At 44.8% G+C, this 15,351-nt stretch carries 17 protein-coding genes; 9 read left to right on the forward strand and 8 right to left on the reverse strand.

Translation table 11 applies throughout. The annotated features are described in order from the left end of the window. The first annotated feature begins 40 nt into the window (after positions 1-40). Genes L3V31_RS10150 through L3V31_RS10170 form a run of 5 tightly spaced genes read left to right on the forward strand, consistent with a single transcriptional unit; the run spans position 41 to position 4,343 of the window. The gene (locus L3V31_RS10150) at positions 41-1,096 is read left to right on the forward strand and encodes a glycosyltransferase family 9 protein (RefSeq protein WP_237315934.1); all 1,056 of its coding nucleotides are present in this window, start codon (positions 41-43) and stop codon (positions 1,094-1,096) included. A gap of 35 nt (positions 1,097-1,131) precedes the next feature. Beyond that, a complete protein-coding gene (locus L3V31_RS10155) occupies positions 1,132-1,914 on the forward strand; it encodes a glycosyltransferase family 2 protein (RefSeq protein ID WP_237315935.1) in 783 nt (260 codons plus the stop codon). A 1-nt stretch (position 1,915) separates the two neighbouring features. Beyond that, positions 1,916-2,947 carry a glycosyltransferase family 4 protein gene (locus tag L3V31_RS10160; RefSeq protein WP_237315936.1) on the forward strand — a complete coding sequence of 344 codons (1,032 nt, stop codon included), beginning with the start codon at positions 1,916-1,918 and terminating at the stop codon, positions 2,945-2,947. After that, on the forward strand, positions 2,944-3,423 hold the full coding sequence (coaD, locus tag L3V31_RS10165; protein ID WP_237315937.1) for a pantetheine-phosphate adenylyltransferase: 480 nt from the start codon (positions 2,944-2,946) through the stop codon (positions 3,421-3,423). The genes L3V31_RS10160 and coaD overlap by 4 nt, the downstream gene beginning before the upstream one ends. Beyond that, positions 3,420-4,343 carry a glycosyl transferase family 90 gene (locus L3V31_RS10170; protein ID WP_237315938.1) on the forward strand — a complete coding sequence of 308 codons (924 nt, stop codon included), beginning with the start codon at positions 3,420-3,422 and terminating at the stop codon, positions 4,341-4,343. Before coaD ends, L3V31_RS10170 begins: the two co-directional genes overlap by 4 nt. A gap of 18 nt (positions 4,344-4,361) precedes the next feature. Here L3V31_RS10170 and mutM read toward each other — a convergent pair whose 3' ends face one another. The 5 genes from mutM to radC all read right to left on the reverse strand — a co-directional run bounded on the left by mutM (position 4,362) and on the right by radC (position 7,318). Then, entirely contained in the window at positions 4,362-5,171 is an 810-nt protein-coding gene (mutM, locus tag L3V31_RS10175; protein WP_237315939.1) for a bifunctional DNA-formamidopyrimidine glycosylase/DNA-(apurinic or apyrimidinic site) lyase, read from the reverse strand. 83 nt (positions 5,172-5,254) lie between these two features. Then, entirely contained in the window at positions 5,255-5,731 is a 477-nt protein-coding gene (locus L3V31_RS10180) for a hypothetical protein (RefSeq protein WP_237315940.1), read from the reverse strand. Positions 5,732-5,919: 188 nt separating this feature from the next. Further along, positions 5,920-6,090 (reverse strand): 50S ribosomal protein L33, encoded by a 171-nt coding sequence (gene rpmG / locus L3V31_RS10185; RefSeq protein WP_004410866.1) that lies wholly within the window; start codon positions 6,088-6,090, stop codon positions 5,920-5,922. A gap of 13 nt (positions 6,091-6,103) precedes the next feature. Beyond that, positions 6,104-6,340, reverse strand: coding sequence for a 50S ribosomal protein L28 (rpmB, locus tag L3V31_RS10190; protein ID WP_041156229.1), 237 nt, complete (start codon positions 6,338-6,340; stop codon positions 6,104-6,106). 303 nt (positions 6,341-6,643) lie between these two features. Further along, positions 6,644-7,318: a DNA repair protein RadC gene (gene radC / locus L3V31_RS10195; protein WP_237315941.1), complete on the reverse strand. Its 675-nt coding sequence runs from the start codon at positions 7,316-7,318 to the stop codon at positions 6,644-6,646. Between the two features lie 288 nt (positions 7,319-7,606). On the opposite strand from radC, the gene coaBC reads away from it, so the two are divergent. From coaBC to L3V31_RS10210, 3 genes are all read left to right on the forward strand, one after another. Next, positions 7,607-8,806 carry a bifunctional phosphopantothenoylcysteine decarboxylase/phosphopantothenate--cysteine ligase CoaBC gene (coaBC, locus tag L3V31_RS10200; RefSeq protein WP_237315942.1) on the forward strand — a complete coding sequence of 400 codons (1,200 nt, stop codon included), beginning with the start codon at positions 7,607-7,609 and terminating at the stop codon, positions 8,804-8,806. A 160-nt stretch (positions 8,807-8,966) separates the two neighbouring features. After that, positions 8,967-9,557, forward strand: a complete 591-nt coding sequence (gene slmA / locus L3V31_RS10205) for a nucleoid occlusion factor SlmA (RefSeq protein ID WP_014230582.1) — start codon at positions 8,967-8,969, stop codon at positions 9,555-9,557. 5 nt (positions 9,558-9,562) lie between these two features. Further along, positions 9,563-10,513, forward strand: coding sequence for a Kdo(2)-lipid IV(A) acyltransferase (locus L3V31_RS10210; RefSeq protein ID WP_237315943.1), 951 nt, complete (start codon positions 9,563-9,565; stop codon positions 10,511-10,513). Between the two features lie 69 nt (positions 10,514-10,582). On the opposite strand, the gene pyrE is transcribed toward L3V31_RS10210, so the two are convergent. Further along, positions 10,583-11,224: an orotate phosphoribosyltransferase gene (gene pyrE / locus L3V31_RS10215; RefSeq protein ID WP_237315944.1), complete on the reverse strand. Its 642-nt coding sequence runs from the start codon at positions 11,222-11,224 to the stop codon at positions 10,583-10,585. Positions 11,225-11,335: 111 nt separating this feature from the next. Next, positions 11,336-12,052, reverse strand: coding sequence for a ribonuclease PH (gene rph, locus L3V31_RS10220; RefSeq protein WP_237315945.1), 717 nt, complete (start codon positions 12,050-12,052; stop codon positions 11,336-11,338). Positions 12,053-12,250: 198 nt separating this feature from the next. Here rph and L3V31_RS10225 point away from each other — a divergent pair, with 198 nt between their 5' ends. Then, complete coding sequence (locus tag L3V31_RS10225) at positions 12,251-13,117, forward strand: YicC/YloC family endoribonuclease (RefSeq protein WP_237315946.1); 867 nt, start codon at positions 12,251-12,253, stop codon at positions 13,115-13,117. Positions 13,118-13,220: 103 nt separating this feature from the next. Here the strand turns inward: L3V31_RS10225 and L3V31_RS10230 are convergent, their stop codons facing one another. Further along, positions 13,221-15,320, reverse strand: coding sequence for a YjbH domain-containing protein (locus L3V31_RS10230; protein WP_237315947.1), 2,100 nt, complete (start codon positions 15,318-15,320; stop codon positions 13,221-13,223). Positions 15,321-15,351: the final 31 nt, after the last annotated feature.

Consider the following 15,351-nt stretch of genomic DNA (forward strand, 5'->3'; position numbering starts at 1 on the left):
ATAATTTACCTGCCTCTATTTAGCTAATCAGAAAATAATTATGTTCACTTCTGCCCCATCGTCACTATGTATCTTGCGTTTATCCGCTATTGGAGACGTTTGTAATACCATCGCTACCGTGCAAGCAATTCAAAAACAGTGGCCAAGCACTCAAATTACCTGGATTACAGGCAAGCTAGAATCACAACTATTAGAGGCTATCGATGGTATAGAAGTCATCGTATTCGATAAAAAAGCAGGATTAGAAGGCTATAAAACTCTGTGGAAACAGTTAAAAGGCCGCGAGTTTGATGCCCTTTTGCACATGCAATATGCCATTCGAGCAAGTGTCGCAACGCTGGGCATTAAGGCAAAATACAAGCTTGGCTTTGCTTCTGATAGAAGCCAAGATTTTCAAACGCTATTTACCAATGTCAAAGTACCTTCCCCACAATCTCTGCATGTCGCAGATGGTTTAATGGCCTTTGCCCATCAAATTGGGGTTCCCAACACAGAGTTAGACTGGGCACTTACCTACTCAGAGCAAGACAACAAGTGGGCAGAAACTCATGTTTCTCGTGACAAACCAAACCTATTGCTCGTGCCGGGAGCAAGTAAAGCTTATAAAAACTGGAACGCTGAAGGGTATGTTGACGTGATTGGCCATGCGAGAGCAAAAGGTTGGAACGTCATTCTTGCAGGTAGCCCAGCACAAGTAGAGTTGGACCTAGCAGAGAGTATTCAGTCTAGATTGGATGAACCATGCCTGAATTTGGTGGGTCAAAGTTCTATTCTACAAATGCTTGCTTTGATTGATAACGTAGACATGGTCATCGCTCCGGATACAGGACCGGCACATATGGCAAGTGCCATGAACACACCGATTATTGGTTTGTATGCTCACCATAACCCGGTTCGCGTGGGCCCATATCGCTACTTACAATATGTCGTATCCGTTTATGAAGAAGTCATCTTGGCTGAGACAGGAAAAACCAGCCAACAACTTAGCTGGCGAACTCGAGCAAAAGATGAAAAAGCAATGAATCTCATCACGAGTACTCAAGTGATAAACATGTTCGATCACGTCGTAGAAGATTTGTACCCGCAATACCAGTAAACTTACTGTATTGATTTGTAAAGAAGGAAGTCACCTTGTCTAAACCAACCTTAGCCGTTGCCTTAATCGTAAAAAATGAAGAGAAGCACTTAAAAGCTTGTCTAGACACAGTAAGGGATTGGGTCGATGAGATTGTCATCCTAGATTCCGGTAGCACTGATAGTACTGAATCCATCGCAAGACAATACACAGATAAGTTTTATACCAACTTAGATTGGCCGGGGTTTGGAAAACAGCGCCAACTTGCACAAACTTATGTCGAATCCGATTTCGTGCTTTGGCTAGATGCTGATGAGCGCGTGACTAACGAGCTACGCCAAGACATACTAAAGGCCATCAGTCAGCACAACGGCAAAAACGTCTACCAAATTAATCGTCTAACCACAGCCTTTGCCAAAGAGATTCGTCACTCAGGCTGGTCTCCTGACTGGGTAACGCGTTTGTACAAAACGTCAGAAACTCAATACAACGATGCGTTAGTACATGAAAGCGTGGTCATTCCAGATGGTTTCAATATTGTATCATTGAACGGGCGACTCAAGCACTTCACCTATGAAAGACTGGGTGAATATACACGCAAAACCCAGCTATATATGCAGTCTTGGGCTGATCAGCGAGAAGGGAAAAAAACCGCTTCTCTACTTAGTGCATTTACCCACGGTTTTTTTCGATTCTTTAAGATGTATATCATCAAGCGTGGTTTTTTAGACGGACGACACGGCTTTTTGCTAGCGGTGCTAAGCGCAAACACCACTTTTACCCGTTATGCCGATCTTTGGCTGCGTGACTACGTGAAAAAAAACAACAAAGAGCAATAGTATGAATATTTGCCATGTGAACTTGGCTTCTGGCTACCATGGAGGAGAAAACCAAACTCTCCAGCTTATCCAGCAACAAGTCAAATTGGGTTATAACCTTACAGTAGTCGCTAACCCCAAAAGTCCTTTCGCTGATGCCATACGTAAACTGGACGTTAAGCTAGTGCTGGCCACTCACTTTACCAAGGCACACTCTAAAGCTGTAACTCAAAATTGTTCACTTATACATGTTCATGAAGGGCGGGCAATTTATTGGGCTCTCATCCAACACATGCTTTATGGTACACCTTATATCGTTACTCGCCGTATCGATAACTCATTGAAGAAAAAGTGGCTGGCAAATTTAGCCTACTCTAAAGCAAGTGCGGTGGTTGGCTTAAGCACAGCGATTGTTCAGAGAGTCAAAGACGCCTACCCGACAGCTATCACTTACAAAATACCAAGCTCCCCAGTGGTATACCCTGTAGATAAACAAGCTGTACAAGCCATAAGAGAGCGCTTTGCTGACAAGTTTTTGGTTATTCATGGCGCAAACATGCTCAAACATAAAGGCTTCAATGTCACTGTCGAAGCAGCAAGGCTACTAAAAGATATGGCCCCCTCTATTCACATCTGTTTGTTAGGCGATGGTCCAGAGCGACAAGCACTTGAGGCACAAGCGGAAGGCCTAACTAACATCAGTTTTGAAGGTAAACAGAACAATATGGGAGACTGGTTTGCAGCCGCAGACTTACAAGTTCACCCATCGTATACCGAAGGACTTGGCTCTGTCATTTTGGAAGGAATGGGCTCTGGTTTGCCAGTCATTGGCACCAACACTGGTGGTATTCCCGACATCATCGACCACCACTCAAATGGATTACTGATTGAGCCCGGAAGCCCACAAGAACTGGCAGATGCAATAGTAACAATCGCCCGAGATGATGAACTTAAGCAATCCTTCATCGCTCAGGGGCAAGAAAAATTGAAATTGTTTGATATCAACTACACTGCTAATCAATACGTAGACATTTACGAGACAGTTTTACGATGAAAAAAGTCATATACCCAGGTACTTTCGACCCAATCACCAATGGTCACCTTGATATCATTACTCGTGCCGCAGACATGTTTGACCAAATTGTAATCGGTGTCGCGGCAAGCCCTTCTAAAAATACGCTTTTTAGCCTAGAAGAACGCGTAAAACTGGTTGAAGAATCAACGGCACATTTAAGTAATGTATCGACAGCAGGCTTTAGTGGGCTACTGGTTGATTTCGCTCGAGAGCAAGAAGCAAACGTACTGGTACGTGGCCTGAGAACAACGGTCGACTTTGAATACGAATTCGGTCTTACCAGCATGTACCGTAAACTGTTGCCGGGAATGGAAAGTGTATTTCTTACTCCAGCCGATGAATATGCCTTCCTGTCTTCTACCATTGTTCGTGAAGTTGCAATTCATGGTGGAGATGTAAAACAGTTTGTACCTGAATGTGTTCATATCGCTATCAATAAAAAGGTAGCGCGATGAGTTTGAGGAAGTTTAAGTATTACCTCACGAATGGTCTGCAAGTCCTAGTGCCTAACGCCATTAGAAGTAAATCAGCTTGTTACTTTATCGATAAATATCCAATGGATTCCTACATCCAAGATAGAGTCGATTACTACAACAAGATTAACGATCGATTTGAACTTCCTGAAAACGAGTCGACACATGTTGGCGAATACAAAAAGACAGGCGGCACAACATACTATTTCGACCTACATAAAGTGGTTAAGTCCTTTCCATCTCGATACTTTTTCCAGTTTTTGAATGGTGATATTCGTTATATTCCGGAATACCCATGCTTTCTCAAAAGTCGACCGATTGGGGAAAACAATCAAAACTCCATCTTATTAAAGTTGAATGAGATTCGTCATTTCCAGTTTATTTCTGATAAACAGTCATTTAGAAGTAAGAAAGACATGGCTGCATGGCGTGGTGTTGGATATCAACCACACCGTAAAAAGGTGATTGAACAGTTCTATAACCACCCGCAATGTAACATTGGTCAGACACAACCGATCAACGGCGATCCTTGGGAAAAAGGATTTATGTCGATTGAAGAACAACTTAAATACAAATTTTTGCTCGCCATTGAAGGCAATGATGTTGCGACTAACCTCAAGTGGGCGATGTCATCAAACTCGCTGGTGATCATGTCTAAGCCTAAGTATGAGACTTGGTTTATGGAAGGTCGCTTGCAAGCAGGTGTTCACTATGTAGAGGTGAAAGCCGATTACTCTGATTTGATCGATAAAATGGAATACTACATCGCTCATCCTGAAGAGGCAGAGACCATCATCCAAAATGCGCACGAATGGGTGGAGCAGTTTAAAAACCCGAAACGAGAAAAACTAATCTCTCTATTAGTGGCAAAGAAGTACTTTGAAAAATCAGGGCAAATATAATTTGCCCTGAGACATATTTCACTTCTGGCACTCATTACAAAAGAAAGTATTCCGCTGACCAATCTTCTGCTCTTGAAGCGGCTCTCCACACTCAGGGCAAGGCTCACCCGCTTTGCCGTATACCAATAACTCTTGAGCAAAGTATCCTGGTTTGCCATCTGCCTGCGCAAAATCCTTGAGCGTGGTGCCACCTTGATTGATTGCGATTTCTAGTGTGGCTTTAATGTTCGCAACCAGTAACGCCCATTCTTGCAAGGTGACTTTGCCAGCGGGTCTGGTTGGAAGGATCCGAGATTTAAACAGGGATTCGTTGGCGTAAATATTACCAACACCAACCACGACTTTATTGTCCATGATGAACTGCTTTACCGCGACACGTTTACCTTTGGCTTTCTCTGCCACATACTCCGATTGAAACTCTTCCGTTAACGGTTCTGGCCCCATATGGTCAAGTACTGCATGAGACTCACCCGGCGCACACCACAGCCAAGCACCAAATCGGCGCGGATCGTTATAGCGTAGCACTTTGCCATTGGTCAGCTTCAGATCAACATGATCATGTTTAGCTGGAGGAAAATCCGCATCAAGCACACGCAACGAGCCCGACATACCCAAATGTACAATCGCGGTTCCCATATCGGTCTCAATAAGCAGGTATTTTGCGCGACGACGAATTGCGCGAATGACCTGCCCTTCAAGTTGTTTCAGCTCCTGAGGAATATCCCAGCGTAACTTCGGGGTCCGGAAGACAAATGCTTGGATCGTTTGACCGAGCATATGTGGCGTAATTCCCATACGGCTGACTTCGACTTCAGGTAATTCAGGCATTGTCGACTCCATTCATTTTGTTAATCAATCTGCGCCGCTAGCATAATAGAAATGTACTCAGATATACACTTCACACATTCAGCTTACTCTGGAACAATGTAATCACCGTCGACCGAAATCGCGATCCATTTATCTTGCCAGTTCTTGAACAGCCAAAAATCGGCTAAACGATAGAAGGTCACCCGCTGTGGTTCGTCGAGCCCCTGATACCAAACTTCAATCGTTTCTGGTGTATCGAGTTGTGGTTTTAGTGTCTCGTACTGCTTTTCGGATAACTCGGTACCTTCAAGTGATTGCCAGCGAGCCACGAGTTCTTCAGCGGGAATGCTAATTTTGAGGTTGGATTGCCACCGGCCATTTTTAAGCTCCAATTCCCAACCGCTATAGTAAATCGCACTCACCTCGTGATCAGAACGAAGCAAGTTTGGATAAGGATCCGCCTCTTCCGATAACAAATAGGTTTTGATCCACATCGGTGCATTTAAAATCACAATAAAAGCGATGATGCCTAGGATAAGAATATTGTTCCATCGGCGACGACGAGCCGGACTAACGCGCATAACCGCTCCTAATTTCTGCAAGTCACAATAAATTAGCAAAGCAGGTAAATATTGACTAGAAAATCTGTAAGCAGAAGTGCGGAAAAGCCGCGAAGAACATTAGTGAGGATGAATGTGAGAAACTGGAGGTAATAAAAAACCCAACTCGAAAGCTGGGTTTTTCAATTCGTAAAAGATTCAGAAACCAATTATTTGATTTTTGCTTCTTTGTACATAACGTGCTGGCGTACAACTGGATCAAATTTCTTGATCTCAAATTTGCCTGGCATGTTACGCTTGTTCTTATCAGTTGTGTAGAAGTGGCCAGTACCTGCAGAAGATACTAGACGGATTTTCTCACGAACGCCTTTCTTTGCCATTGCTTATTTCCTCTTAAACGTTTTCGCCACGTGTACGCATGTCTGCAAGAACAGTATCAATACCTTTCTTGTCGATGATGCGCATACCTTTAGCAGATAGACGTAGTTTAACAAAACGTTTTTCGCTCTCTACCCAGAAACGATGAGTTTGTAGGTTCGGCAGAAAACGACGCTTAGTAGCATTTCGTGCGTGTGAACGGTTGTTACCCGTTACTGGACGCTTACCAGTTACTTGGCATACTCGTGACATGAATGTCTTCTCCAAAATCGTTTCAGCTCGATATCAACCTTGGTGGCCGAACCTCTCTATCTCTCAAAAAGAAGTTAGAGGTTAAGAACCGCTATGGAAAATCCATACAAGGCTATCAAAGGTCGCGCATTATACTAACTTGACATGCATTGCTCAAGACCCGAACAGATCCTTTTTACAGGTTTTCGTGATCTTTTTTTAGACAGCAGGTTTTTTCTAGCAGTCCAAGCTGAATTTAGTTTAAAATTTAGTGGCGTGGATGATAGCAGATTTTTTGCAACTAACAACCTAAAAAACGCACAGTTATATCCATCCTCTCTCAGCAAAAGAGACACTTTCTCCATCGCCGATGACGAAATGGTCCAAAATGCGAATATCTACCAGTGCTAAAGCATCGATTAAACGGCGAGTAATTCTTCTGTCAGACTGGCTCGGCTCCGCCACACCTGAAGGATGATTGTGAGCGAGAATCAAGGCTGCGGCGTTATGATGCAAGGCTCGCTTCACCACTTCTCGCGGGTAAACCGACGCAGCATCCAGCGTCCCTTCGAATAAGATTTCATCTTTTATAACTCGGTGCTGATTATCGAGAAAAAGAATATAAAAAGCCTCTCTTTGTCGATCTCTTAAAATAGAAGAGAGGTACAACTTTGTCTGTTCCGGGCTAGTTAAGGCATCACCACGCTTTAAAGTTTCCGCTAAATAACGTTGAGCCATCTCAAGCACGGCTTGTAGTTGGACATATTTTGCCTGCCCTAAACCTTTATGTTGGCAGAACTCTTTTTCTGATGCCGAAAACAGCTGCCTGAGCGAACCAAAATCCTGAATAAGGAAATCCGCCAGTTCAATCACATTCATGCCTTGTGTGCCTGTACGCAGAAATATGGCAAGTAATTCAGCATCCGTCAGCGCCTGTGGTCCTCGCATGAGGAGCTTCTCTCTGGGCATGGACTCATTCGGTAAGGATTTGAGAATCATCGACTGTCTCTTTAAAGGTAAGAGCCCCTATTCCACAAAACAAAAAGCGAAAGTCGAGGATGACTTTCGCTTTTTTAGTTCAGTTCTAATTTTCTGTGAAACTCAGTAGTTCATCAGAGTTTAAAGTTGGCAACCAGACTCTAAATTCTTAGCAAGCATAATGGGATGACCCAACCTCAAATTGGAACCGCATAATAATGACATAGCAAAACAACCAAGCTAAATATACGCAGGCGGTAACACTTTTAGTTGTGCTAAACTCGTCGCCAGAAAAATTGGAGATCTCACATGCAAACACTAGCAGGAAAGAAAATTCTACTCGGCATCAGTGGCGGTATTGCCGCGTATAAATGTGCGGAGCTAACCCGTCGCCTAATAGAAAGAGGCGCGCAAGTTCAGGTTGTCATGACCAAGGCGGCCAAAGAGTTTATTACTCCACTCACGATGCAAGCCGTTTCTGGTCGACCTGTCTCTGACAGTTTATTAGATCCCGCAGCAGAAGCGTCGATGGGGCATATTGAATTGGCAAAATGGGCTGATTTAGTGCTGCTCGCGCCAGCAACGGCCGATTTGATTGCCCGTATGTCTGCAGGGATGGGAAATGACTTACTGACAACCCTAGTGTTAGCCACTGATTCGCCAGTCGCGGTATCTCCAGCAATGAATCAGCAAATGTACCGTAATGTTGCCACCCAAGAAAACATCTCGACGCTAGAACGTCGTGGCATGCATATCTGGGGACCTGCAGCTGGAGAGCAGGCTTGTGGCGATGTCGGCCCAGGCCGTATGTTAGAACCAATGCAGCTGGTTCATCTGTGTGAGCAGTTTTTTCAGCCTAAGTTACTAGAAGGTAAATCCGTGCTGATCACAGCAGGCCCAACCCGAGAAGCCATCGACCCTGTGCGTTACATCAGCAACCACAGTTCAGGAAAAATGGGCTTTGCACTGGCGAATGCAGCAGCACAACTGGGGGCGAAGGTTACTCTAGTAAGTGGCCCAGTTAGTTTAAGCACACCAGTTGGCGTTGAGCGCATTAACGTCGCAAGTGCGCAAGAGATGTTTGATGCTGTGATGGAGCAAGCCACCAGCCATGATGCGTTTATCAGCTGTGCAGCGGTTGCCGATTATCGACCTGAGGACATCGCGTCTCAAAAGTTGAAAAAGACAGAAGACAACGACCAGATGGTCATCAAAATGGTGAAGAACCCTGATATTGTAGCGTCGGTTGCAGCAATGACAGATAAACGCCCATTTACCGTCGGCTTCGCCGCAGAAACCAATGACGTTGAAACGTATGCGCGCGGTAAGTTAGTGAAGAAAAACCTCAATATGATCTGCGCTAATGATGTCTCGGTTGAAGGTCAGGGCTTCAACAGCAATGACAACGCGATTACTCTTTTCTGGCCAGAAGGAGAGCTTGCTCTCGCTTTAGAATCAAAAGAAGGCCTGAGTTTTAAAATCCTCGAAAAAATGCACGCATTAATGTAATTAGTGCTCATTTTTTGAAAAGAATTTGGCGAAAATTTAGTACAAACATGACAATTGAGGGTGTTGTAACTCCCAATCCACCCTCAGTAGTCTAGTTTGATCCGACTTAGCATCTTATAATCTCCTCCGCTCAACTTTGTATTTTGAAAGGAAATAACTAATGGCCGGCAGTAAAAAATCCAATCGTCGTGAAGAGATCTTGCAAGCGTTAGCACAGATGCTTGAATCTACAGAAGGCGCTTCACGTATTACTACGGCAAAACTGGCGAAACAAGTTGGCGTTTCAGAAGCGGCGCTCTACCGCCATTTCCCAAGTAAAGCGCGAATGTTCGAAGGTTTGATCGAGTTCATTGAAGAAGCATTAATGACTCGCATTAACCGTATTCTGGACGACGAAAAAGATACCTTAGAGCGTATTCGTATGGTGATGCACCTGATTCTGGTCTTTTCAGAGCGTAACCCAGGTCTGACACGCATTCTGTCAGGTCATGCTCTAATGTTTGAGAATGAACGTCTGCGTGAGAGAATCAACCAGTTATTCGAACGAATTGAAACGCAACTGCGTCAGATTTTACGTGAACGTAAACTTCGTGAAGGGAAATCTTTCCCTGTAGAAGAACGCATTCTTGCGGCACAGATCCTAGGTCAAGTAGAAGGCAGTCTAAACCGCTTTGTTCGTAGTGACTTCAAATATCAACCTACTGCCAACTTTGATGAATACTGGGCCTTGCTCAGCGCACAAATTAAGTAGAGATTATGAGTAAAGACAAACAAATGCAGCCAGAGTTTTCTCTTTCCCTGCTCCATCCACGTAACTGGGGCGTATGGATAGGGTTTGGTCTACTGGCGATCATCGTTAATATTCTCCCTTACCGCTTGCTTCTGTCGTTAGGCCAATCAGTTGGCAAGCTCGGCATGCGCTATGGTAAAAAACGTGTACACGTTGCAAAGCGCAACCTGGAGTTGGCTTTTCCGGATAAGCCTCAAGAGGACATCGACCGTATCGTCGAAGAGAACTTCAAAAATACTGGTATGGCGCTGATCGAAACTGGCATTACCTGGTTCTGGCCAACCTGGCGCTTTAAAACTCTGCTGGTAGAAAAAGATCTCGGTGCACTAAAAGAGAAAGCAAAAGAAGGCAAAGGCGTGCTACTTTGCTGTGTGCATGCATTGAACCTAGAAATCACAGCACGTGCTTTTGCGGTAATGGGATTAGCAGGTTATGGGGCGTTTCGTCCGCACGACAACCCAGCTTATAACTTTATCCAATACTGGGGACGAACCCATAATGGCAACAAACTGATTGACCGTAAAGACGTGAAAAAGATGATTCGCGTGCTGCGCAATGGTGAACGTCTGTTCTATCTACCAGACCACGACTATGGGCGTAACAAATCGGTGTATGTGCCATTTTTCGCGGTAGAAGATGCCTGTACGACAACAGGTACGAGCATTCTGGCTTATACGTCGAAATGTGCCATCATTCCAGGCTCGGGTTTCCGTAATGAGCAAGGTAAATACGAGATCATCGCTGATAAATGCATTGAAGCCGATTACCCGAAAAAGGATGAAGTTGCCGCTGCAGCGTACATGAACAAATATGTGGAAGAAGTCATCTTGCGCGCTCCTGAACAATGGATGTGGCTGCATAAACGCTACAAAACCATGCAAGATGAAAGCGTGCCGAAAGGCATCCGCTACAGATAATACCTAATAAAGGAAAGGGGCTGATGGATATCCACCAGCCCCTTTTACTATTTAAAGCTTCAGAATAGATTAAATGCCGTATTCCGCGCGGTACGCTTTTACTGCTTCCAGATGCTCTGTCGCGTTACCTTTCTCTTCAAGGTAAGTGACTAGGTCGCCCAAGCTCACGATAGAGATAACTGCACAGCCGAAGTCACGCTCTACTTCCTGAATCGCAGACAGTTCGCCCTTGCCTTTTTCTTGGCGGTCAATAGCCACTAATACGCCCGCTAAGTCGGCGCCATTCGACTTGATGATTTCCATCGATTCACGAATCGCGGTACCAGCAGTAATCACGTCATCAACCAGCATGATGCGACCTTCCAGAGCAGAACCGACCAGGTTGCCGCCTTCACCGTGATCTTTCGCTTCTTTGCGGTTGAAGCAGTAAGGCGTGTCGATATCGTGGTGATCAGCAAGTGCCACTGCCGTTGTCGTCGCGATAGGGATGCCTTTGTACGCAGGGCCAAATAGCACGTCGAACTCGATACCCGAGTCTGCCAATGCAGCTGCGTAGAAACGACCAAGACGAGCAAGGTCACGACCTGTATTGAAAAGACCAGCGTTAAAGAAGTAAGGGCTCTTACGGCCTGATTTCAAAGTAAACTCACCAAACTTAAGAACTTCTTTCTCAAGTGCAAACTCAATAAATTCACGCTGGTATGCTTTCATGGATTTCTCTCAATTTTCAGTTTGTGGATATCAGTATTAACGTTTTAGGACTAAAAACCTAAAAATAAGCAAAAAAATAGCTTCCTTTGCGGGGAAGCTATTTTTAAATAATTAATTTTCTAACGCCGCCTTCTGCGCCGTGACGATTTCGCTAATGCCGACTTTCGCCGACTCTAGCAGTGCCATCAGCTGCTCGTGACTGAACGGTTCGCCTTCTGCAGTACCTTGAATTTCAATCATCTTACCTTCTTCAGTCATGACGACGTTCATGTCGGTATCGGCTGCTGAGTCCTCTACATATTCAAGGTCACACAATACTTCATCACCCAGCAAACCAACAGATACTGCGGCTACGTGGCCTTTCATTGGGTTAGCTTTTAGCTTACCACTGTCTACTAGGTGCTGGAACGCGTCTGCCATCGCAACGCTTGCGCCACTGATAGAAGCAGTTCTTGTGCCGCCATCCGCTTGAATAACGTCACAGTCAACGGTGATCATGAACTCACCCATCGCTTTTAAGTCGACAACAGCACGTAAGCTGCGCGCGATAAGGCGTTGAATTTCCATAGTGCGGCCACCCTGCTTACCATTTGCCGCTTCGCGACGAGTACGGGAGTGTGTTGCACGTGGCAGCATGCCGTATTCTGCAGTTACCCAGCCTTTACCTTGGCCTTTTAGCCAGCGTGGCACAGATTCTTCGACGGTCGCATTACACAACACTTTGGTATTACCGAACTCCACTAACACTGAGCCTTCAGCATAAGCTGTGTAGTTACGAGTAATTTTGATTGGGCGAACTTGGTCCGCCTTGCGATCGTTTGGACGCATGGGCATCTACCTTAAATATGAGGAGAAGACGATTTGATTGGGCGAAGATTATAGCGGAATCGATTCCGGATTCCTAGGTTACAAGTCATGCAATCGATGAGCATTTCCCCGATACATTACGGTTCATCGCGCGCACCAATCCACACTCCGTGATACACTCTCTAGGTAATTTTCAAAAATTGAAGACAGGAAAATTCGATGATTTACAGTATGACGGCGTATGCGCGCAAAGAAGTGAAAGGTGACTGGGGCTCAGCGGTATGGGAAATCCGCAGCGTAAACCAGCGCTACTTGGAAACTTATTTCCGCATGCCAGAACAGTTTCGCGCTTTAGAACCTTTACTACGTGACCGTTTTCGTAAGCGTCTTGCTCGCGGTAAAGTAGAGTGCAACCTTCGCTTTGAAGCCAATCCGGCAGCAAAAGGTGAGCTTAGCATCAATGAAACACTCGCCAACCAAGTGATTAAAGCGGCAGAACAAGTGATGCACATGACGGGCGAACTTAGCCGCATTAATCCATTCCAAGTCATGCAATGGCCGGGCGTGATGGAAACGCCGGAACAGGATATGGATGAGGTAAACAAAGTTTTACTGAGTGCTTTTGATGAAGCGCTAAGTGAGTTTATCGATGCGCGTGCTCGTGAAGGCGACAATATGAAAGCGCTTATCGAACAACGCCTAGATGCTATCACTTCAGAAGTGGTAAAAGTTCGTGCGCGCATGCCAGAAATCCTAGAATGGCAACGTGAGCGTCTGTTCTCGAAATTTGAAGATGCCAAAGTTGAATTGGATCCGTCTCGCGTAGAGCAAGAGCTGATCCTATTGGCACAGAAATCAGACGTCGCAGAAGAGCTGGATCGCCTCGACTCTCACGTAAAAGAAACCACCAACATCCTGAAAAAAGGTGGCTCGGTCGGTCGTCGTCTGGATTTCATGATGCAAGAATTCAACCGTGAATCCAATACACTAGCTTCTAAATCGATCAGCACAGACATTACTGCGTCTGGCGTGGAGCTAAAAGTTCTAATTGAACAGATGCGTGAGCAGATCCAGAATATTGAATAAGGGTTTTTGCGATATTTGTGACACTCAAATAATTAAGCCCTAAAGCAAAAAGGGCGGTACCTACAAAATAGGAAACCGCCCTTAAATATCACGTTTAATCTACTTACAAATCTTGCTCTAGCAAACGAATATAAGCATTTCTCATACGCTGTTGGTTGGTATTGAAGTACGCTGGCGTTAGTCTCGAACGGTTAAGGTACTCACGTTCCAGACTGTGTTGCAGCTCAATAGACTGACCAAGCCCCGTATTCACATTGTTGTGAGACTCATTGATTCGAGTTTGCACCGTCAACTCATATTGATCGATTCCTCTAACCTGTAAGTATCCCGGCTTCATATCTCTCCATGGCGTCAACGGCAAAGAGACCCCAAGAGTCAGGAATTCTTCATCTTCACTGTTTAAGTATTTCGCAAAGAATTTAGCGTCACCTAACCAATGTGTCGTCGTGATATCAAAGCCTTTATCCCCACGCCAATACTCTCCACCTCGGAAGCTTAACTGCCAATTCCAGTCTGGTTTGGAATAGGTGTAGTTGGCTAAACGGGTAGCTTTGTCTTCTATTTGACGACCACGAGTGTCCACGTCATCCTTGTATGTAAATTCGCTAATTTGTAAGCCAACACCATGATTTCCCTCAGGTGAATTCCACTGCGTTTCATTCATCCCGCCAAGGTAACCACTATAGATATAACCTGCCGAAAACTGAGTCATGATATCAATAGGTAGACGGAAAGCTTGGTGAATAAGAACACGGTTAATCTCATTCTCTAAGCTTTGATTTTCCCAGATCCCACCGCTCTGATAATCATCGCTATCATCAAGCGGCAATACATGTCGGATATCAAACGCAGCACCTTGCCACAGTGGTGTATACAGATTGGAACTAAGGCCGACAGAATAGTCAAACACACCATATTCCGTGGCTACATTATAATTCATAATCGGCGCAAAAATGAGTTGTGAACGACCAATCCCTTCGTTGATATTCTGGTGGATCCACTGAGTCTGTTTTCGGTATTCATTCAGATCTTTTGAGGAAAACGAGGTCTGCTTGCATAACTCACCAGTAGCCAAAAAATCTTGATAACAATCAAGTGTAGTAGAAACGCGCATTACAGGTATATTGTTATTCAGCAGCAGCAAGTTGATCACTGGAGCATTGTCACTACCTATCATATCAGCAAGTGTATCGTAGCTAAGGTTTGTTGCGATTAATCCTAGAGCTACGCCGACACCATCCACTTCATTGTGGTTATAACGGCGGTTCTCAACGGCAACAACCAATTGGTTGAGATGAGTGCCGGTTTGAATATTGATAAAGCCTTCATTTTTTAGAGCTTGCTGCAAAGACGTCAGGCTGGTTGATTTACTTTCAGACAACTCAGAGGCCAGACGCTGCTCAGTCGTTTCTTGTTCAGCCAGTTTCAATCGCTTACGGCTATTAATGCTATTGCTGCTATAACCTAATAATGGAATGGCAGTATTAATGCCCCATAACGTCTGATCACTATTCTCATGGCCAGTGTAAAGTTCAACATGAGCAGAGGTTTGAATGCCATAAGGCAAAAAGCCTTCGGGAGTAAATACCTTTGCTGTCACATTGAATTCGCTGGCATCATATTCACCAACAAGTTGGGTAAAGGGTAGCGGTTGCCACTCTACCCCACCAAAAGGCCCATCCATAATCCCAAGGCTAAGATCGGATTTTCCATAACCAGTACTAAAACGTAACCCAAAATCTTCGAAAGTCTTATCTGCAACGACATAAGCCAATCTAAACTTGCTGGCAGCACCGCCAACATCTTGAGCTCCCACGGCTAATTGAATACCGGTGAAGTCATAGACATAGGGCACTTGAGCCTTAAATGATGCTGACAAGTCTCGAATGCCACAATCGTTGTCGAAGTAACCATTACAATCGTAAGTTTGAGTAACGATTCTCCCCCCAGCTTCGACACCAGGAAGAATGCCTGCACCAAAAAACCAGTCATCAAGTTGAGCAATAGAGCCCTTATAAGGTACACCTTGGCTGAAAGAAACGTGAAAATCGCCAGTATCAATCACCTGAGCATTTGGAGTAAATCCTAATCCGGTGAAACTCTGATAAGAAGAGAGGTTATCGGGTGAGGCAAAACTGGCACAGGGGGCAAGGAGCAAAACTGCTGTTATGCAGCTTTGCAATGAATAATTTGGTTTGAACATGCGATACATCCATTGATAAAAAGTCACCCAA

The sequence above is a fragment of the Vibrio sp. J1-1 genome, assembly GCF_021728395.1.
In the GTDB taxonomy this organism is placed as follows: Bacteria; Pseudomonadota; Gammaproteobacteria; order Enterobacterales; family Vibrionaceae; genus Vibrio.